This is a genomic window from Arthrobacter sp. Soil_C_49, assembly GCF_057656635.1.
In genome coordinates this window covers 126,563-145,224 of sequence record NZ_JBDGJZ010000004.1, presented here as the reverse complement: position 1 = coordinate 145,224, position 18,662 = coordinate 126,563, and the positions used below count along the sequence as shown (strand labels likewise).

The 18,662-nt window shown below is 65.7% G+C and carries 17 protein-coding genes; 13 read left to right on the top strand and 4 right to left on the bottom strand.

Annotated elements, in window-relative coordinates; translation table 11 throughout:
• The first annotated feature begins 378 nt into the window (after nucleotides 1-378).
• Complete coding sequence (locus tag AC3A4Z_RS08845; RefSeq protein WP_498711255.1) at nucleotides 379-1,161, top strand: GntR family transcriptional regulator; 783 nt, start codon at nucleotides 379-381, stop codon at nucleotides 1,159-1,161.
• Between the two features lie 24 nt (nucleotides 1,162-1,185).
• Here AC3A4Z_RS08845 and AC3A4Z_RS08840 read toward each other — a convergent pair whose 3' ends face one another.
• A complete protein-coding gene (locus tag AC3A4Z_RS08840) occupies nucleotides 1,186-2,439 on the bottom strand; it encodes a S8 family peptidase (RefSeq protein WP_498711254.1) in 1,254 nt (417 codons plus the stop codon).
• Between the two features lie 168 nt (nucleotides 2,440-2,607).
• Here AC3A4Z_RS08840 and AC3A4Z_RS08835 point away from each other — a divergent pair, with 168 nt between their 5' ends.
• The 3 genes from AC3A4Z_RS08835 to AC3A4Z_RS08825 all read left to right on the top strand — a co-directional run bounded on the left by AC3A4Z_RS08835 (nucleotide 2,608) and on the right by AC3A4Z_RS08825 (nucleotide 6,500).
• Nucleotides 2,608-3,333: a hemerythrin domain-containing protein gene (locus AC3A4Z_RS08835; RefSeq protein ID WP_498711253.1), complete on the top strand. Its 726-nt coding sequence runs from the start codon at nucleotides 2,608-2,610 to the stop codon at nucleotides 3,331-3,333.
• 207 nt (nucleotides 3,334-3,540) lie between these two features.
• Nucleotides 3,541-5,238, top strand: a complete 1,698-nt coding sequence (locus tag AC3A4Z_RS08830; protein WP_498711252.1) for an amidohydrolase — start codon at nucleotides 3,541-3,543, stop codon at nucleotides 5,236-5,238.
• Nucleotides 5,239-5,339: 101 nt separating this feature from the next.
• Complete coding sequence (locus AC3A4Z_RS08825) at nucleotides 5,340-6,500, top strand: MFS transporter (protein WP_498711251.1); 1,161 nt, start codon at nucleotides 5,340-5,342, stop codon at nucleotides 6,498-6,500.
• 183 nt (nucleotides 6,501-6,683) lie between these two features.
• Here AC3A4Z_RS08825 and AC3A4Z_RS08820 read toward each other — a convergent pair whose 3' ends face one another.
• On the bottom strand, nucleotides 6,684-7,670 hold the full coding sequence (locus tag AC3A4Z_RS08820) for a nucleoside hydrolase (RefSeq protein WP_498711250.1): 987 nt from the start codon (nucleotides 7,668-7,670) through the stop codon (nucleotides 6,684-6,686).
• 30 nt (nucleotides 7,671-7,700) lie between these two features.
• Complete coding sequence (locus AC3A4Z_RS08815; RefSeq protein WP_498711249.1) at nucleotides 7,701-9,146, bottom strand: MFS transporter; 1,446 nt, start codon at nucleotides 9,144-9,146, stop codon at nucleotides 7,701-7,703.
• A 137-nt stretch (nucleotides 9,147-9,283) separates the two neighbouring features.
• Here AC3A4Z_RS08815 and AC3A4Z_RS08810 point away from each other — a divergent pair, with 137 nt between their 5' ends.
• The 8 genes from AC3A4Z_RS08810 (at nucleotide 9,284) to AC3A4Z_RS08775 (ending at nucleotide 16,997) form a co-directional block, all read left to right on the top strand.
• On the top strand, nucleotides 9,284-10,150 hold the full coding sequence (locus AC3A4Z_RS08810) for a ribokinase (RefSeq protein WP_498711248.1): 867 nt from the start codon (nucleotides 9,284-9,286) through the stop codon (nucleotides 10,148-10,150).
• On the top strand, nucleotides 10,147-10,647 hold the full coding sequence (locus tag AC3A4Z_RS08805; protein ID WP_498711247.1) for a GNAT family N-acetyltransferase: 501 nt from the start codon (nucleotides 10,147-10,149) through the stop codon (nucleotides 10,645-10,647). Before AC3A4Z_RS08810 ends, AC3A4Z_RS08805 begins: the two co-directional genes overlap by 4 nt.
• An 85-nt stretch (nucleotides 10,648-10,732) precedes the next feature.
• A complete protein-coding gene (locus tag AC3A4Z_RS08800) occupies nucleotides 10,733-11,104 on the top strand; it encodes a hypothetical protein (protein ID WP_498711246.1) in 372 nt (123 codons plus the stop codon).
• Between the two features lie 68 nt (nucleotides 11,105-11,172).
• A complete protein-coding gene (locus AC3A4Z_RS08795; protein WP_498711429.1) occupies nucleotides 11,173-12,753 on the top strand; it encodes a sugar ABC transporter ATP-binding protein in 1,581 nt (526 codons plus the stop codon).
• Nucleotides 12,750-13,787, top strand: coding sequence for an ABC transporter permease (locus AC3A4Z_RS08790; protein WP_498711245.1), 1,038 nt, complete (start codon nucleotides 12,750-12,752; stop codon nucleotides 13,785-13,787). Before AC3A4Z_RS08795 ends, AC3A4Z_RS08790 begins: the two co-directional genes overlap by 4 nt.
• Complete coding sequence (locus AC3A4Z_RS08785; RefSeq protein ID WP_498711244.1) at nucleotides 13,784-14,896, top strand: ABC transporter permease; 1,113 nt, start codon at nucleotides 13,784-13,786, stop codon at nucleotides 14,894-14,896. The genes AC3A4Z_RS08790 and AC3A4Z_RS08785 overlap by 4 nt, the downstream gene beginning before the upstream one ends.
• Nucleotides 14,896-16,122 (top strand): substrate-binding domain-containing protein, encoded by a 1,227-nt coding sequence (locus AC3A4Z_RS08780; protein ID WP_498711243.1) that lies wholly within the window; start codon nucleotides 14,896-14,898, stop codon nucleotides 16,120-16,122. Before AC3A4Z_RS08785 ends, AC3A4Z_RS08780 begins: the two co-directional genes overlap by 1 nt.
• Before the next feature lie 26 nt (nucleotides 16,123-16,148).
• Nucleotides 16,149-16,997: a sugar phosphate isomerase/epimerase family protein gene (locus AC3A4Z_RS08775; protein WP_498711242.1), complete on the top strand. Its 849-nt coding sequence runs from the start codon at nucleotides 16,149-16,151 to the stop codon at nucleotides 16,995-16,997.
• Between the two features lie 224 nt (nucleotides 16,998-17,221).
• On the opposite strand, the gene AC3A4Z_RS08770 is transcribed toward AC3A4Z_RS08775, so the two are convergent.
• Nucleotides 17,222-17,842 carry a flavin reductase family protein gene (locus AC3A4Z_RS08770; RefSeq protein ID WP_498711241.1) on the bottom strand — a complete coding sequence of 207 codons (621 nt, stop codon included), beginning with the start codon at nucleotides 17,840-17,842 and terminating at the stop codon, nucleotides 17,222-17,224.
• Nucleotides 17,843-17,885: 43 nt separating this feature from the next.
• Here AC3A4Z_RS08770 and AC3A4Z_RS08765 point away from each other — a divergent pair, with 43 nt between their 5' ends.
• Nucleotides 17,886-18,632, top strand: a complete 747-nt coding sequence (locus tag AC3A4Z_RS08765; RefSeq protein WP_498711240.1) for a haloacid dehalogenase type II — start codon at nucleotides 17,886-17,888, stop codon at nucleotides 18,630-18,632.
• Nucleotides 18,633-18,662: the final 30 nt, after the last annotated feature.

The following is an 18,662-nucleotide window of genomic DNA, read 5'->3' as shown; positions in this document are numbered from 1 at the left end:
AACGGAAATGGCGAGACAATGCTTGGGGTGAAAAATCGTTTTGCTAAAACGACTTGGCACCAAGATACGGCTACCTTTCAGGAGGTGTCAAGCGTCACTTTCCCTTTGAAGAAACGTTTTGGCATTTTGGCAGCAAAAGCCCCTCTGTGCTGGGGACGCGAAACCACGCTGCCGCCTGCGGTGGGCCGGCTGCTGCGGGAGCACTGGGAGGGGGTCGAAGGCCGGACGGCTTACCGCAACGCGGGGTCAGATACGGCCCAAAAAGGGGCGTTGACAGGGCCATATGTGACCTCGCGTTGAGGGTTGCTCGACCAGCACAAACGCGCTGGACGGTGCATTAGGCTGGAAATCTCCCAGACCTGCAAAGCGAGGCATAACGTGCACCAGGACGCCGCCCGGTTCCTGTCCCAGCCGGTGGCCGCCCAGCCCGGCTCACCCCTCCGCGTCGCGGTGTACTCCCGGATCGCCGAGGCCATCCGCAACGGCCTCCTCACGCCCGGCTCCATGATCCCCACCGAAACCGAACTCGGCGCCGACATGAAAGTCAGCCGCACCGTGGTCCGCGAAGCCCTAATGCTGCTCGAGGAGGACGGCCTCATCAGGGCGAGGCGCGGCGTCGGGCGCTTCGTATCGGACACACTCCCCCGCATCGGCATCGAACGCATCCGCCCCTTCGAGGAAGTCCTCGCCGGCCCGGCACAACAGCTCGAGGTCAAGCGCATCCAGGTGGTCCGCCAGCCGGCGTCCGAATTCGCCGCGCCCGGCGTCGGAATCGAGCCGGGCAGCGACACCTGGCTTTGGGAATCCGTCCTGATCCGCGACGGCGAGGCCATCGCCCACCTGCAGGAAAACATCTCGGCCCAGCCCGTCAGCCTCGGCACCGGCCCCGCCGCGCCCCTTGAGATAGAGGACGACGGCGGCACCACCTTGCTTGCCTCGCTCAACAAACAGCTGGCCCGGCTGCCCGGGCCGGGCGAGTGCCAGATCAGCCTTAGCCAGGTGGGTCCCAGCCGCGCCAAGCTGCTGGACCTCCGCCCGTCCGATCCCGTGCTGGTACTCACCCAGTACGTCAGGTACGGCACCCAGCCGTTCTACCTGGCCAAGTGCCTGATCGCCGCCCGGGCCGGCCACCTCTCGGTGATGCAGTCCCTGCAGTCCTGATCCGAGCCCGACTGGAACGTCAGGTCAGCACGGCCCGCCGACTGCTTTGCAGGCGTTGACCCTGCCATATGCCCAGTAGGTCTCCTGCCCGGACTTCTTCTCCGTGGTAAGTTCGACCTTCTCACGCACTGACTTGGGGTCGGCACCAGGGTTCTTACTCAGGACAAGCGCGGCGGTAGCAGCGACAATCGGTGAGGACATGGAAGTGCCGTTCCCGATGTCATAGCTTAAGGCCCTCTTATTGGGCTCCCTCAGCGCGAAGTCCTGGTTCGGGAAAGTGGAATAGACCGCTACTCCAGGCGCCGCGACGTCCACCCAACTGGCGCCGTAAGTGGAGAAGGTCGCTTTCACGTCATTGTTGTCGGTGGCACCCACGGCGATGACGTTGGAGTACGCCGCGGGGTAGATCTTGGTCTGGTTGGCGCCGTTGCCTGCCGCGGCAACCAGCACCGCCCCCTTGATCCAGGCGTTGTTCACGGCAGTCTCCAGCGTGCGCGACGCCCGCACCCCGATGCTCATGTTGATCACCTTGGCCCCATTGCTGACTGCCCAGTTGATCCCGCTGGCAAGGCCTGAGCTGGATCCAACGCCGCTGTCGTTCAAAACCTTGCCCGCCAGGATGGTGCAATCCGGGCAAACACCGGCCACTCCCTCCTTGTTGTGTGCAGCGGCGACGATGCCGGCCACATGGGTACCGTGGCCGTACTTGTCTTCATTCGTGGTTGCTCCGCTGAAGTTGGCGCGTGCCACCACCTTCGGGTTGATATCGGGGTGATCGAGATCCACACCGGAATCCAGAACGGCGACCTTGATGCCGCTACCCCGCGCTAAGCTCCACGCTTCGACGGCATCGACATCGGCGTCCGCTTTTCCAGCAGCAACAGGTATTGGATAGTCCGGATTGTTGTTGCTGAACGGTTGGCCCACGTTCTGCAGCGCGTACTGACTGCCGAAGAAGGGGTCATCGGTAGCAGGGTTTACTGTTTCGTCGGGTTCGGCGTACTCCACCGCGGGGTTCCTGCCCAGCGCGTCCACAAGCTGGAGTTCCTTGCCGGCCGGAACCTTGATGAGGTGCGCCCCGGTGTCCCCGATCCCAGGCCCGTCGGTCAGGCCGTGCTGGCGCAAGACGCCGGCCGCCGCTGCGTTGTCCCGGAACTTCACCATAATCTGCCCCGCAACGTGCGACGGATCAGGTGCCGCGTTACCCACCACTGCCGGGTTGATTGCGCCAAACGCCACCATTGCCGCTGCGAAACCAGCCGTTACAAGTCTTTTCATGGGGGACATCTTGCTCCCACCTGCACCCGTTGGATAGAGAAACCCGCAATATTTCCCTACCTAATCCCCGCCGGAGGGAGGGGCCATTGTGTGGCATTAAGGGCAAACGTTACGATGCTCGCGGGGAGAGGTCCTGGTCTGCCATAACGAGCGCAAAGGGGCCCACCAATGACCGATTTCTTCACCATGCAGCCCGGCGAGACCGCGGCTCCGCTGCCAGCCGGACCCATCCTGTGTTCCGGAACAGCGGGCATGAGGCGCATTCACCGCTTCTTCCTCTGGGCCTACGGGGAGGCGCCCGGCCTGGTGCGCTCGGCCGCAGCCGGAGACACCGCCCGCGCCGCATACGTGGGCGAAGTGCTCGGGAACTTCGACAAGGTGCTCCACATACACCACGAGGGCGAGGACCTGCTCATGTACCCGCAGCTGAAGGAAAGGGCACCAGCCTGCGCATTGCACGTGGGGCTGATGCTCGAACAGCACCGGCAGGTCACACAACGGCTCGAAAGCATCGAACCGCTCCGGCTGCGCTGGATGCGGTCGGCGGACGAAGAAGCCCGCGCAGAACTCGCCGCCCACTACGAAGATCTGGCGGCCGTCCTCAACGTGCACCTTCGCCGGGAAGTCACCGAGGTGATGCCCGCCGTCGAGCGGGTGCTGACCGAGAAGGAAATGCAACAGGCCGCGCAGCACGGGATCAACCAGCTCGACAAAAAATTCCTGGTGGGCTACCTCGGCATGGTGCTCGCAACGAATCCGCCGGCGGACCAGAGGGAGATGTTCAAGGAAATTCCCCCGCCGGTCCGCCTTGGCTACCGCCTCTTTGGGCGCAGGTTGTACCGCAAGCAGTACGCCACTCTCTTCCCGGGTCGCCCGATTCCCGAGACGCTGTAGGCACGGCTGGATTGTGGAGCCTGGGCGAAAATTCTGCCTCAGACGCTGCGGCCGTCGCCGGCATAGTCATCCATGCTGCTGGATGGGGCCCGGCCAACGCGTCCCCCTCCCTGCCGGGATCTCCAAGAGCAGTGCACGGAAGATCAATACACCAAAATGTCCTGCGCCCTACTGTTGTGGTCCAACACACCTTTAGGGGCCGAGGATATGAACAACCAAGTTGACCTACTTCTGATCAACGGTGTCATCGACACCCTGCACCAAGAACATCCGCGCGTCACGTCGCTCGCCGTCAAAGCCGGGAAGGTGCACTCATTCGGTCTGGCCGCTGAAGCTGCAGCCGGTCCGGGAACTACCACCATCGACCTCGACGGCGCCTACGTCATGCCGGGACTCCTGGATGTCCACAACCACCACATGGTCGCCGGGCAGATGGACTTGTTTGAACTCAACGAAGCCCCCACCAAGTCACTGGATGAGCTCCTCATCGCCGTCAGTGAATATGCAGAACGCTTGGCCCCGGACCAGTGGATAGTCGGGGGTAGCTGGGGTTCGGGGCTACTCTCCGAACTCAACTCCTCGAATGCCCTGGCCCGGTTTGATGCCGCAACAGGCGGACGGCCAGCCCTCCTGAAAGACGACAGCAAACACAACAGGTGGGCAAACTCCCGGGCGCTGGAACTTGCCGGCATCGACGAGGACACGCCCGATCCTGAGGGCGGCCAGATCATGCGGGACGCCGCTGGGCGCGCCACCGGTGTCCTGATCGAGGCCGGAGGCGTCCTGGTGGAGCAGACTGTGGCGCGGCTTCAGCCCCTCTCCACTCAGGACCTGGCCCGGGCCGCGGCGCGGGGAATCGAAATTCTCCACTCCTACGGCATCACTGGATTCCAGGACGCCGCGGCTTCCCTCCAGCTGCTGCAGGCACTGAAGGCACTCGACGACTCCGGCGGACTGCTCGCCTGGGTGGTTACCTCCATGCAGGCGAATGACTTTATCTTCGGCACCACTCCGCTGGGAGAGGGCATCATCGCCCACCGGGAGGAACTGCGTTCGGAGCACCACCGGCCGGACTTCATTAAGATCTTCCTCGACGGGGTGCCGCCGGCCGGGACGGCCGCATTCATCGAACCGTACTTGTCCGGCATCGGCTTCCCGGAATGCCACTGCGGTGGCACTACCATGCCTGGCGCGGAACTTGAGCACTGGCTCATGAGCACGGCTGAACGCGGGATCTCCGCGAAAATCCATTGCACCGGGGACGCATCCGTCCGGCTCGTGCTTGACACTGTCGCGAAGGTCCGCGCCGCCGGGTACAAAGAACCGAAGTACCACATTGCCCACGGCCAGTTCGTCCAGGAACAGGACATCCCCCGGTTTGCCGAACTGGATGTCACAGCCGATATTTCACCTTCGCTGTGGTTCCCCGGCGTCATTCCGGAGGCAATCGCTGCAGTCCTCCCAGCGGAAAGGGCGTCGAAAATGCAGCCCAACCGCTCCCTGCTGGACGCGGGCGCACGCATCGCCGGCGGCTCGGACTGGCCGGTCAGCGTCTCACCCAACGCCTGGGAAGGAATCTACGGCCTGGTAACCCGAAAGGACCCAACGGGACAATTCCCTGGCACCCTCTGGCCCGAACAGGCCATCTCCCTGGCAGAAGCCATCAAGATCTACACCACCAACTCTGCCCAGGCCATGGGCCTGGATGATGTGACAGGCTCGCTGGCACCAGGAAAATCCGCAGATTTCATCGTGCTCAGTGGCAATCCCTACGAGATCGGCATCGAAGAAATCCCGCTGATCACAACCCGCCAGACCTGGTTCGCGGGACGCAAGGTCTTCGACGCCGGGTCTTCGGCAATTGCCGCAAGCCGTTCCAGGGGAAGTGCAAAGCTGCGCGCCTGACGGGTACCAGTTCACCCCCGGGACATACAGGCCCGCCCACCATCATCACTTTTCCGCCGACGGCGACCTCCGCCGCCTCGTCCTGCCTGAAAGACATGACCATGACAACTACAGCACACGCCGCTCCGGCAAGCATCGCCTCGGACAAGGGGACCTACACCTACATCGCTGTCTTTAGCGCCGTCCTCTATACCGTCCTGCTGATCGCCCCTGTCATCGCGGGCAAACTGATCGAGCAGTTTGGTCTGACCCCGGTCCAAGTGGGGACGCTCTTCTCGTTAGAGCTGGGAGCTTTCAGCCTGGCCACAGTGCCGGCCTATCTGTGGCTCCGCCGGATTAACCTGAGGACAGCGAGCTACATCTTCACTGCCATCGTCATTCTCGGCAACGTTGCCTCGGGGTTTGTGGACGATTTCAGCCTCTTGGTCGCCGCCAGGGTGGTGACCAGTCTTGCGGCTGGTTCTATCACCGTGATCATCCTGACCCTCAGCGGAAAGACCGCAAACCCCAGCCGCGCATTCGGAATCTTTGTCGTTTTCCAGTTGGCCATGGGAGCGCTGATTCTAGCCGTTTTCCCGTCGCTGTTCGCGGCAGCTGGAGTCGCAGCCATCTACTGGACCCTTGCCGGCCTCGCCGTGCTGTGCCTCCTGGTGGTCAACCGCATCGACGGGGAAGTGCTGAGGGCGGCAGCACCCATTACTGCTGCTGCGCCCCAGCGGGTTCCGGTCCTGAAAGCGGCCGCCGGAATGGCGGCGGTATTGCTCTTTTATGTCGCCCTCAGTGGTGTCTGGTCCTTTATTGCCCAGATCTCAGCAGGTTCCGGGATCGACCTTTCCGCCAGCAGCCTCGTCCTTTCCCTGGCTACTGTCGCAGGAATCCTGTCGGCCCTGGTTGCGACGGCTCTCGGTGACACGCCCCGCAGAAAGCTCTACCTCATTACCGGCTACGCAGGCATGGCTCTCAGCATCGCGTTGCTCTTCGGTTCACCGGCCTTCATACGCTTCGCCTTCGCCGCGGTGATCTTCAAGTTCGCCTGGACCTTCATCCTGCCTTACCTTCTCTCCACGTTGTCCGCTCTCTCAAGCGGCGGACATTTGATGAACACGACCAACCTCATGATCGGCACGGGCTTCTCCATTGGCCCGATCGTCAGCGGGGCATTGATTCAGTCGGGCGGGGGCTCATTCACCGGAATGCTGATCTTCGCCCTCACCGGCGTCCTGGCATCGTGCGCATTCGTGCTGGTTGCCCAGCGCCGCTAGCGGCACAGCATCCGACAGATGCAGCAGACGCCCGGCGGGAAAGTCCCGCCGGGCGTTTTGCCGCTCAGCACCGGGCGCAGCGGCAGGCAACCACCGCGGCTGAGTCGAGTGCCGCCGTCGTGGTTTGGCTCCCCACCCGCACCCAAAGCTCGGCCAGGAAACCCTGCGGTCGTGGGCCCAGGCTCAACCGACGGGCACGGGCTCAACCGCGGGCTGGAGTGCAAGCAGCGTCTCCACCAGGTGCGGGGCGAAGTCCTCCTCCAGCGTGAGCACCACGCGGCACCGCGCGCCCGTCGCCGTCGGGTACCCGGCATACAAGCCGCGCATGTCACAGACGGTCTGGCCCCGGCCCGGCCCGGCAGAGGTGTCGACGGCGGCACGCACCACAGGCGCAAGAGCGGCCTTAACAGCATCCACCGCGAGCGCTGCCGCCAGCGGATCGTGCATCGCGGAGCAGGGCCGGCCGTAAATGTCCTCGTAGAACCGGAAGTAGTAGCCCAGCATCTCCCCCAGCGCCTGCGCCACCGGCGAAGAAGACGCCAGTAGCTCCTGCCGGTGCGTCTCCTCCAGGACAGAAGCCATGGTCACGTCCAGCGGCACCAGGGTGATGTCCCAGCCGGCGGCCAGAACCAGCGCGGCGGCCTCGGGGTCGTTGTAGATGTTGGCCTCCGCCACCGGCGTGATGTTGCCCGGAGCCAGCGCAGCCCCGCCCATCACGGTGATCGACTCCACCAAGGACGGCAAGGCCGGTTCCAGCCGGAGGGCCTCGGCGATGTTGGTCAGCGGCCCGATCGCCAACACTTTCAGCGTGCCAGGGTACACATGGGCCAACCGGACCAGCATCTCAGCCGCGGATTCCTCCACCACCGGGGCCGCCGACGTCGTGAGTGCAACCCCGCCGATCCCGTTCTCCCCATGCACCCACGGCGCCCCGCCGCCGAAGGAACCGGCGAGGGGGTCGTGCGCGCCGAGCGCCACGGGGATGTGGGCGTGGCCGGCGAGCTGGAGCAGGTCCAGTGTGTTGCGGGCGCCGACGGCGGCACTGACGTTGCCGCTGACGGTCCCGATGCCCACCACCTCGGCGGCGGGGGCGGCCAGCAGGTAGGCCAGGGCTAGGGCGTCGTCGATTCCGGTATCGCAGTCCAGGTAGAACGGAGAGGTGGCGGTCATGGCGGTGGTTCTCTTTCGGTTGAGGCGGGTTTAGACGGTCTCGCCCTTGGGGGCGGCGACGAAGAGGCTGACGATGAACGCGGCGGCGGTGATGGCCACGGAAATCCAGAGGGCGGTGGCGTACCCGGCGGCCGTGGCCTGCGCGGCGAACGGCGCCACGAGGACGACGCCGAGGCTCGCCCCGATGCCGAACGAGGCGCCGTTGATGCCGGGCAGCGCGGCCGGGGCTTCCTTGGGCGAGAGCAGCACCGAGAGCCCGTTGATGGCGGTGAGGAACAGCCCGTTGTAGAAGATGCCCAGGGCCGCGACGGCGACCAGCACCGCCGTCTGGTTGGTGGAGAACGTGGCGGCAGCGATGGCGCAGGCCAGGCTGAGCCCGGTGCCGGCGCGGAGGGTCTTGATCCAGCCGCGGCGGTCGGCCAGCCAGCCGGCCAAGGGCGCGGCGAAGACGCCGATGAGCGCGGCGGGAGTGAGGAACAGCAGCGCCGAAATCGAGGCACTCAGCCCGAAGCCGCCGTCGGGATCTTGGCTCAGCAGCACCACGGTGAAATTGATGATGGCGAAGATGCCGGCGAGGGTGAGGACGGTGGTGGCGATGACCGGCCACACCTGGCGGGAGCGCAGGTGGTGGACGGCGATGAGCGGGTTGCTGCGGCGCTTCTCGATCAACCAGAAGGCAGCGAAGGACGCGATGGTGCCGGCCAACAGGGCCAGGGTGGAGGGCGCGGTCCAGCCTGCTGCCGAACCGTCAGAGACGAAGTAGGTGATGAACACCAGGAACAGCGAGAGGGATCCGGCGCCCCACCAGTCCATGGCACCGCGGACGCCGGCGGGACGGCCCTTCGGCACCATCTTGATGATGCAGGCGGCGGCGATCGCGGTGAGGACCAGGACGACGCCGAAGATGGACCGGAAGCCGAGCGTCTCTGCCATGAGCCCGCCCACGTAGCCGTCCACGCCGCCGATCCCGCCGTTGATGGCGGCGATGATGCCCACGGACGTGCCGAAGACCTTCGCCTGAAGATTCTCACTGAGCACGATGTAGGCGAGCGCGAACACGGCGCTGGAAACACCCTGGAGGAACCGGCCGGTGACCAGCAGCGGCAGCGTGGGTGCGGTGATGCAGAGGACGGTGCCGGCGCCCATGATGCCGAGGACCAGGAGCAGCGCGGCCCGGCGGCCGATGAAGTCGCTCCACCGGCCGATCACCGGCCCTGCGATGGCGCCGGCCAGGAAGAACATGGACTGGACGGGGGCGGCGCTGTCCGCGCCCTGGCCGAATTCGGCGGCGATCTGCGGCAGTGCGGGGGTGACCATGCTGGCGTTGAGCTGGAAGGACAGCACGCCGAGCAGGAGCGTGGAGATCAGCAGGGCGGCGCGGCGGCCGTGGAAGGCCGCTGGGTTTGTGTCGGGGACGACGACGGCGGTCGTGGCCTGCGCGGGAGGCGCGGCTGCCGCCGGGGTTGGGGTGTTCACATCAAACTCCTTTGTTTTGGGCTTACTGCCATGTGGATGCGAGTTGTTATACAACCATGTATGACCGACAAGTACAACAGTGCCGTACACTATTTCCTAATCCGGCCGCTTCCGGCTCCTCCCCCGTAAGGAATTCCATGAGCAATCAACTTCCTGCCCTCACCGTTGTGGGCAGCATCAACCTGGACCTGATCGCCACCGCCCAGCGGCTCCCCACCGCCGGCGAAACCATCGGCGATGCGCTCCTGTCCGAGCAGCCCGGCGGCAAGGGCGCCAACCAGGCCGCGGCTGCAGCCCGGCTGGGCGGCAGCGCACGCATGGTGGGCGCCGTGGGCAGTGATGCGCACGGCCAGATGATGCTGGACGCCCTGTCTAGTGCCGGCGTCGACACTGCCGACGTGGCCGTCCTGCCCCAGCCGACGGGGACCGCGCTGATTGTGGTGGACCGCGATGGCGAGAACCAGATTGTGGTGTGCCCGGGCGCCAACTCCCACCTGTCGCTGGAGGGAGTGGAGTTCGGTCCGGACGAGGCGGTGCTGTGCCAGCTCGAGGTGGGCCTGCCGGTGGTGCTGGAGGCCGCGCGCCGCTCCTCTGGATTCTTTGTCCTGAACGCCGCGCCGGCCATGGACCTGCCGGCCGAGCTGCTGGAGCGCTGCGACCTGGTGATCGTGAACGAGAGCGAGTATGCCCTGATTCCCGCCCTTGCATCGGCGAAGCTGGTGGCCGTGACGTACGGCGGGGACGGTTCGGCGATGTTTGAGCATGGGCGGAAGGTGGCGGAGGCGCCATCAGCGTCAGTGCAGGTGGCGAACACCATCGGCGCCGGGGATGCGTTCTGCGCCGCCCTGGTCCTGGCGCTGCAGCAGGGACTGGAGTACGCACGGGCACTGGCAGTGGCCAACGCGGTGGGCGGGGACGCCGTGGGCGATCCCTCGTCCCAGCCGGAATTGGCACGGCTGGGCCACTACGTCGAGCGGACTGCCGCGGCCGCAGGCGCGCGGTGAGCGTCGCTTTCAGGCGGGCGACGCCGTCGGACTTTCCGGCCGTCCGGCGCATCACCCGGGAGGCCTACCTGGCGGCGGGCCACTTCGAAGCGGACCACCCCTACATGAGAGTGCTCGAGGACGTGGAGCACCGGGCCGGGCATGCGCAGGTGTGGGTGGCGGAAGCTGCCGGGCGGGTGGTCGCGGCCGTGACGCTGACGTTCGCCGGCGAGCCGTACAGCGAGATCGCCGCGGAGGGTGAGCTGGAGTTCCGCATGCTGGCCGTGGACCCGGCGTGCCAGGGCAACGGCATGGGCCGCACAGTGGTGGGCAAGGTGGTGGAGCATGCCCGGCAACTGCCCGGCATCGAAGCCATCAGCATCACCAGCGCCACGTTCATGGAACGCGCCCATGCGCTGTACGAGTCGTTCGGCTTCCAGCGTGCGCCGGAGCGGGACTGGTACGTGCCCGGCGAGGACGTGCTGCTGTGGGTGTTCACGCTCCAACTCGATGCTTGAGCCCGTTGAATGGGGGCGCGTCCGCACCCGGCTTTCGGGGCTCCCGTCCCTGCCCAAAATGGCGGTGAGCTAGGTAAAATGGGCCATGGTGTTCATCGGGCTCCTGCTCTGGGTTGCTTTCCTTTTCGCAGCCACGGTCCTGTTCGGCATTATCTGGGCGGTGAGCAAAATCGCCCTGTGGCTGATCGATCTTAAATTCCTTCCCGCAGAGCGGCAAAGCCCTCTGAATCCGCGGTCGGAGGCCCCTGTCCAGCAAAGGCCGCACGTGCCCCAGGCGCCGCCCGCGCGGAGCGTTTCCCAGGGCCCCGCCCGGCCGCCTGCCGAGGCTAACCCTGTTTCCGATATCTGGCCCAAATGGACCGCGTCGTATAAGCGGTACGTGGACCAGGAAAAGTCCCTGTGGCAGGAGCAGTTCGACGCCTTGACCAGCCACAAGACCCTGCCGGACAGCCCCTGATAGCGAGCAATCGCTTATCCCTTGACGGAACAGAACCGGCACTGTAACAGTTAGTCGTGGACGGATCGATGGAGAACCACGAGGGAACTGGCGCGGCCGCCATCCCCGGTGGGCTCCGCCAGGATCCCGCAGCCCCTCCCCCGCTCCTGGAAGTCCGCGGACTGACCAAAAGCTTCTTCGGCATTCCCGTCCTGGAAGACGCCCATCTGACCCTTCACCGCGGCGAGGTTCATGGGCTCGTCGGCGAAAACGGCGCCGGGAAGTCCACCCTGATGAAGGTGCTTGCGGGGGTCTACCAGCCGGACGCAGGCACTGTGCTCCTGGACGGCCGGGAAGTCAGTTTCAGCCACCCCACCCAGGCCCACGAAGCCGGCCTGTCGTCCGTCTTCCAGGAATTCAATCTCCTGCCGGACCGGACGGTGGCCGAGAACATCTACCTGGGCCGGGAGCCCCGCCGCGGGGTCCTGGTGAACAAGGCGCTGATGAACGCCAACACGGCGGAGCTGCTGGAGTCGCTGGGGATCACAGCCATCCGGCCCACGGCTGAGGTGCGGAGCCTGACCGTCGCTGAGCAGCAGGTAGTGGAGATCGCGAAGGCGGTCAGCTACGACGCCCGGATCGTGTCCATGGACGAGCCCACCGCCGCGCTGGCCGGCGCCGAAGTTGAGCTCCTCTACCAGATCGTGTCCCGCCTCCGGGAACGCGGAACGGGCATCCTCTACGTCTCCCACCGGCTCCGGGAGCTCTTCGATCTCTGTGACACCATCACCGTCCTGAAGGACGGCCGCGTGGTCAGCACCGGCCCCGCCTCCGAACTCGACGACACCAGGCTGGTCCGGCTGATGGTGGGCCGGCCCATTTCGGCTTTCTTCCCGGACAAACTGCCCCGGACCGACGGCGACGCCGGAACAAGCCCGGCCCAGCCGATCCTTGAGCTGGAGGACGCCGGAAACGGGCAACTGGACGGGATCAGCTTCAGTGTCCAGCCGGGTGAGATTGTGGGCGTGGCCGGCCTGCAGGGCTCCGGCCGGACGGAACTGCTGCACGCCATTTTCGGCGCCGCCCCCTTTACCCGCGGCACCATGAAAGTGGAGGGCCGGGAACTTCTGCCCAAGACACCGCAGGAGGGCGTCCGGGCGCGGATGGCCCTCATCACAGAAGACCGCAAGGCGGAGGGCCTGAGCCTCAACCAGTCCATCCTGAACAACGCGCTGACCGTCATCAGGTCGGTTTTCCCGCGCCGCACAGGTGCCGTCAGGACCGAGATTCCCGGCGTGTTTTCCTCCCTGGAGGTGGTGGCCAGGGACCTGGACCAGGAGGTGCAGTACCTCTCCGGCGGGAACCAGCAGAAAGTGGTCCTGGCCAAGTGGCTGGCCATCCGGCCCCGCCTGGTCCTGCTGGATGAACCCACCCGTGGAATCGACGTCGGCGCCAAAGTTGCCGTGTACCGGTTGATGCGCCAGCTGGCAGCCGAGGGCAAAGCCATCCTGATGGTCTCCAGCGAGCTGCCTGAGGTCATCGGCATGTCAGACAGGATCCTGGTAATGCGCGACGGACGCCTCGCCGGCGAGCTTCCGGCCGGCACGTCCGAGGAAGCCGTCCTGCAGCTGGGAACGGGAGCCAGAACTGCTTCCGGAGGAGGAACATGAAACAACGTGGCAGCTTCTTTGACCGCCTGTCCTCCACCCAGATCGTCTACCTGGTGGCCCTGCTGACGCTGATCGTTGGTGCCGTGCTGGTGGGAACAGTGGGACGGAATTTCTTCAGCCAGGGCAACATCTCCAGCATCCTGACCGGAACAAGCGTCCTGGGTTTCATCGCCATCGGACAGACGCTGGTGATCCTGGCCGGCAGCCTGGATCTCTCGGTTCCCTACGTGGCGAGCCTGGCCAGCCTGATTGCCGCCGGCGTGATGGCCAACAACCCCGGCAATGTCCTGCCCGGCGTCCTGCTTACGTTGGGGGCCGCCGCGGTCATCGGCCTGGCGAACGGACTGATCGTGGCCCGCCTCAATGTGCACGGGTTCATCGCCACGCTGGGCATGGGCCTGATCATCAGCGGCTACCTCGGGACCAATTTCAAGGGCAGCTTCGGCCAGACCCCGCTCTCCTTCCGGCTGATCGGGGCCACCGGCCTGGGGCCTGTTCCCATCTCCACCATCATCATGCTGGCCTGCGCGGGCCTGGCCATGCTGCTGCTCCACCGCACCCGGGTGGGCCACCACCTCTACGCCGTGGGCGGTGACCTTTCCGTGGCCCGGACCTCCGGGATCCGCGTCGATGCACCCGTTATCACCGCCCATGTGATCTGTTCGCTGCTGGCGGGGATGGCGGGGCTGCTCCTCGCCAGCCGGCTGGGCGTGGGCAGCCCGACGGTGGGTTCCCAGGGCGGCTACGATCTGCTCTCCATCGCCGCCGTTGTCCTCGGCGGCACGCTGCTGGCCGGCGGGAAAGGGACCATCACCGGGACCCTGGGCGGTGTCCTCATCTTCGCCATGCTGGACAACATCATGTCCGTCATGCAGATCAACCCCTTCCTCAAGGACGTGGTGAGGGGCGTGGTGATTGTGGTGGCAGTCGCGGTGTACGCTCGGCGCAGGATCGTCAACAGGCCGGAACGGTTCAGCCCGAAGGGATCTTCGGAAGCTCCTGCCGCGCAGGCCGTGCCTGCGGAGCGGCCATGAGTACGGCGCTGCCCTCGGGGCGCAGCGCCATCCTGCGGCAGAACCGTGCCAGCCGTTCGCAGCGGCTTTTACGGGCCCTGCGCACCCCCGGTGGCGCGGTCTTCGTCCTGTTGATCGCCCTCCTGGCGGCCATCATCGCGCTGAACCCCTCCTTCGGGGAGCCGGGATCCTTCATCCGGTTCATCGGCAGGACAGCCCCGATCGCCATCGCCGCCATCGGCCAGTACTTCGTCATCGTCGGCGGCGAATTCGACCTGTCGATGGGCTCGGTGGTGACCGTGCAGGTCATCGTTGCCGGCAACCTCATCCGGCAGGACGATTCCAGGGTGATTCCGGTCCTGGTCCTGATGTTTGTGCTCGGGGCCTTCATCGGGCTCGTGAACGGGCTGATCACCACCCTGCTGAAAGTGCCCAGCTTCATTGTGACGCTGGGCATGATGCTGGCCCTGCTCGGACTGGTGCTCTACTGGACCGGCGGCGCGGCCCAGGGGAACCCTGCGGACAGCTTCCGCCAGATCGGGCGCGGCGGGATCCAGGATGTCCCGGTCCTGGACATCATCCCCTACCCCGTCCTCATCCTGGCGGCCGTTGCCGTCCTGGCGGTGGTCCTGATGCTACGCCCGTTTGGACGCACACTCATCGCCGTCGGCGACAATCCGAGGGCCGCGGAGCTGGCAGGCTCCCGCGTCTGGTGGGTGCGGACGCGGGCGTTCATCCTGTCGTCGCTGTCGGCCACCGTGGCCGGCATCCTGCTCGTGGGATACGCGGGAGTTCACCCCTCGGTGGGGCGGGGATACGAGTTCACGGCGATCACCGCCGTCGTGCTCGGCGGTGTGGTGCTGGGAGGCGGACGCGGCTGGGTCCTGTCCGCGGCGGCCGGCGCGTTCGCCCTCGAGTCGCTGTTCACCCTCCTGAACTTCATGGGCGTCCAGGCCACGTGGCGGGACACGGTCCAGGGGGTCATCATCATCGTCGCTGTGGCAGCAGCGTCCAAGTCATGGCAGCGCAAGCGCAAGGGAGCCACTTCCGCTGCCCATGACGAACGGCACCGGCTAAGCGCAGCAACCATGCCCCACAAGGGCGCCCAACAAGGAGGAGATGGAGTCTGATGCGCAAACACTCAATCCGCGCGATCGCACTTGGCGCAGCAGTGCCGCTGGTGGTGCTGACTGCCTGTACTACGGATCCGTCGGTGACTGAAACGACGACGGCGGCGGCGCCTACCCCCTCCGCTGCCCAAAGCAGTCCGGCGAGCCAGGATTGGTTTAGCCAGGCGCTTTATGACGAGCAGTTCAAGCAACGCTCGGCCACCTTTGAGGGGAACGCGGAGCAGCCATACCTGCAGTACATTGCCGGGAACATGACGGACACGGCAAAGTTTGCCTCACCCGGCGCGAAGAAGGCCTGCTTCGCCAATGCCTCCATCTCCAACCCGTGGCGCCAGACCGGCTGGATCACCATGAACCAGCAACTCCAGGTCCTGAAGGACTCGGGGGTCATTTCCGAGATGGAAACCCGCGATGCCAAGGACAACGACAATACGCAGATCGCGGACATCGACTACTTCATTGACGAAGCAAACTGCGATGCGTTCGTCATCTCGCCCAACTCCACGGCGGCCCTGACCCAGGCGGTGGAACGTGCCTGCCAAACCGGCAAGCCCGTAGTGGTGTTTGACCGCGGTGTGGAAACCAAATGCGCCACCACGTTCATCCACCCGATCGGCGGCTTTGCGTGGGGCATCGACACCGCCACGTTCCTGACGGACAAGCTGAAGTCCGGTGACAAGGTGGTGGCCCTGCGCATCCTTCCGGGCGTGGACGTGCTGGAGCACCGCTGGGCGGCGGCCAAGAAGATCTTTGAGGAGAAGGGCATCCAGGCCAAGGACTACTTCACTGGCGCGGACCCCACCGAGATCAAGAAAATCATCTCTGATGAACTGGCCACCGGCGACGTCAAGGGTGTGTGGATGGACGCCGGCGACGGTGCCGTGGCAGCCCTCGAGGCTTTTGAGGATGCCGGCAAGGACCTGCCGGTGATGACGGGCGAGGACGAGATGAGCTTCCTGACCAAGTGGAAGGAAACCGGAATCGATGCCATGGCCCCGGTCTACTCCAACTTCCAGTGGCGGACCCCGCTGCTGGCGTTGGAAAAGATCTTCAAGGGCGAGCAGATCCCGGCCGAATGGGTCCTCCCGCAGAAGCCCATCCTCGCTGACGAGCTGGACACCTGGCTGCAGCGCAACCAGGGGATGCCCAGCGGGCACTACGCCAAGTTCGGTGGAGAAGACCTCCCCGGCTACCCGGATGTCTGGCAGAAGCGGCAGATTCCCTGACCCCGGACGGCCGTGGACGGAATAGCGTGAAGCGTCCCATCGGGATCAGCACCTGGGTCTGGGATTCTCCCCTGACCGATGCCAACCTGGGCGGACACCTTGCGAGGATCGCCGCGCTGGGGTTTGACGCCGTCGAACTGCCGCTGGAAAACTCCGGCGACTTCACCGCCCCCACGGTGCGTGAAGCCCTGCAGTCCACAGGGCTGAGGTCGTTTCTTGTGGGTGCCATGGCGCCGGGGCGGGACCTCGTGTCCGCCGCCCCGGCGTCTGTGGAAGCGACGCAGACCTACTTGATGGCCTGCGTCGCCATGGCCGGCAGTATCGGTTCGCCCACTGTGTGCGGTCCTTTTTATGCCCAGACCGGGCGGACCTGGCGGATGTCGCCCGAGCAGCGGCGGGAGGCGTACGCGGAGCTGCGTGAAAACCTGAAGCCGGTCGCGGACCGGGCTTTGGAGGCGGGTGTAATCCTGGGTATCGAACCGCTGAACCGGTACGAGACATCCCTGATCAACACAGTGGAGCAGGCGCTCGAGGCGCTGGGCCCGTTGCTGGGCAACGGCGTGGGCATCGCTTTGGACAGCTACCATCTGCACATCGAAGAGCGTTCGCTGGCCGGCGCGGTCCGGGCGGCCGGAGAGCACGTGGTGCACGTGCAGGTGTGCGGGAACGACCGCGGCGCCCCCGGCGGGGACCAGACGGACTGGGACGGCTTCCTGGAGGCCCTGGACGAGGTGGGTTACGCCGGACCGTTGAATATTGAAAGTTTCACCGCGGACAATGCCGCGATTGCCGTGGCGGCTTCCATTTGGCGGCCGCTGGCCCCGAGCCAGGACGAGTTGGCGGCCAGGGGCCTCGCGTTCCTGCGGGGTTTGTGACCCTATTACGACGGCGGGTGGCCGGCTCTGGTGCTTGGCACCCGCAGCCAGGTCTACTCCGGCGCGCTCAACCAATGGCCTGGCTGACGTCGTACCCCCAGTGCACCGCTGGCTTCCAGCCCCGCACGGGCCACCACCGGTCTCAGCGGCCGCCCAGCCCAAGGACGAGCGGATGTCCTTCCGGGCATCCCTTTCCCCTTTCCAGGCAACAGGGCTGACTGGCCTTAGCCCTTGGGACGGAAATGGCCCGGCCAGTCCTTCAGCCGGATCCGGGTGAGGTCCTGGATATCGCCGAGTGTGCCCCACTCGTCCAGGCCCAGCCGGGCCAGTGGCTCCAGCAGGTCGATCCGGGGATGGCTGCCGTCCAGTACGGCATCGCTCACGGCGGCATGGGAGACTTCGCCGAACACGAGGGTGGAGTCCCCTATCGGCAGCACGGAATGGAGGCGGCATTCGAGCACCACCGGTGACTCCTTGACGCGCGGCGCGGCCACGGTGAGGCTCGGCTCACGGGTCAGGCCTGCGGCGTCGAACTCGCTGACCTGCGGCGGGAAATTCGTGCCGGTGGCGTTGACCTCCTCCAGGAGTGCGGCCGGGGCAAAGTTGACCACAAATTCCCCGGACAAGGTGATGTTGCGGAGCGAATCCTTCTCGCCCACTGAGGTGAACTGCACGATGGGCGGATTGGTGGAAGCTACGGTGAAGAAGGAGTGTGGGGCCACGTTGTCGACGCCCTCCGGAGAAACGCTCGAAACCCACGCGATGGGCCGCGGCACCACCACCGCGGTGAGCAGCCGGTAGAACTCGCGGGCGGAGGTCGCCGTGGGACTGAAATCAGTTCGCATGCTGCCAGACTAACGGTCACGGCAGCCAGGAAGGAGACAGCACGTGAGGTTCCAGCCGTACCGTTCACCATCAACCGGGAGGCCGGTGCGCGCCGTCCTCTTCGATACCTTCGGGACCGTCGTGGACTGGCGCACTGGCGTGGCAAGGGAGGTGGCAGCTTTCGCCATGGCCCACGGGCAGGAGTTCGACGCGGAAGCCTTCGCGGACCACTGGCGGGCCCTCTACCAGCCGGCCATGGAAGCCATCCGCTCCGGACAACGCAACTTCACCACTCTGGACACCCTGCACCGGGAAAACCTGGACCAGGCGCTTCGCCATCACGGCCTCAACCCGGACCGGGTGGCCAGGGAGACCTTGGAGGAGCTGAACAAATCCTGGCACCGGCTGCCGCCTTGGCCGGACAGCGTGGAGGGCCTGGCCACCATCCGCCGCCACTACATCGTGGGGCCACTTTCCAACGGCAACACTTCACTGTTGCTGGACATGGCCAGGAACGCCGGCCTGCCGTGGGATGTGATCATCGGTTCGGACATGACGCGCACGTACAAGCCGTTGCCCGAGGCCTACCTCCGGACCGTGGATTTCCTTGACCTCGATCCCGGCGAGGTGATGCTCGCGGCAGCCCACAACAACGACCTGCAGGCTGCCCGGGAGTCCGGGCTCGCCACGGCTTTCGTGCGCCGCCCCACCGAGTACGGTCCCGCCCAGGTGGCGGATCTTGCCCCGGAAGGTGACTGGGACCTCGTAGCGTCCGGCATCACTGAATTGGCGGACCGGCTCGGCGCCTGAAGCTGGGCCGCGGCCCACGGCCGGCGCCCA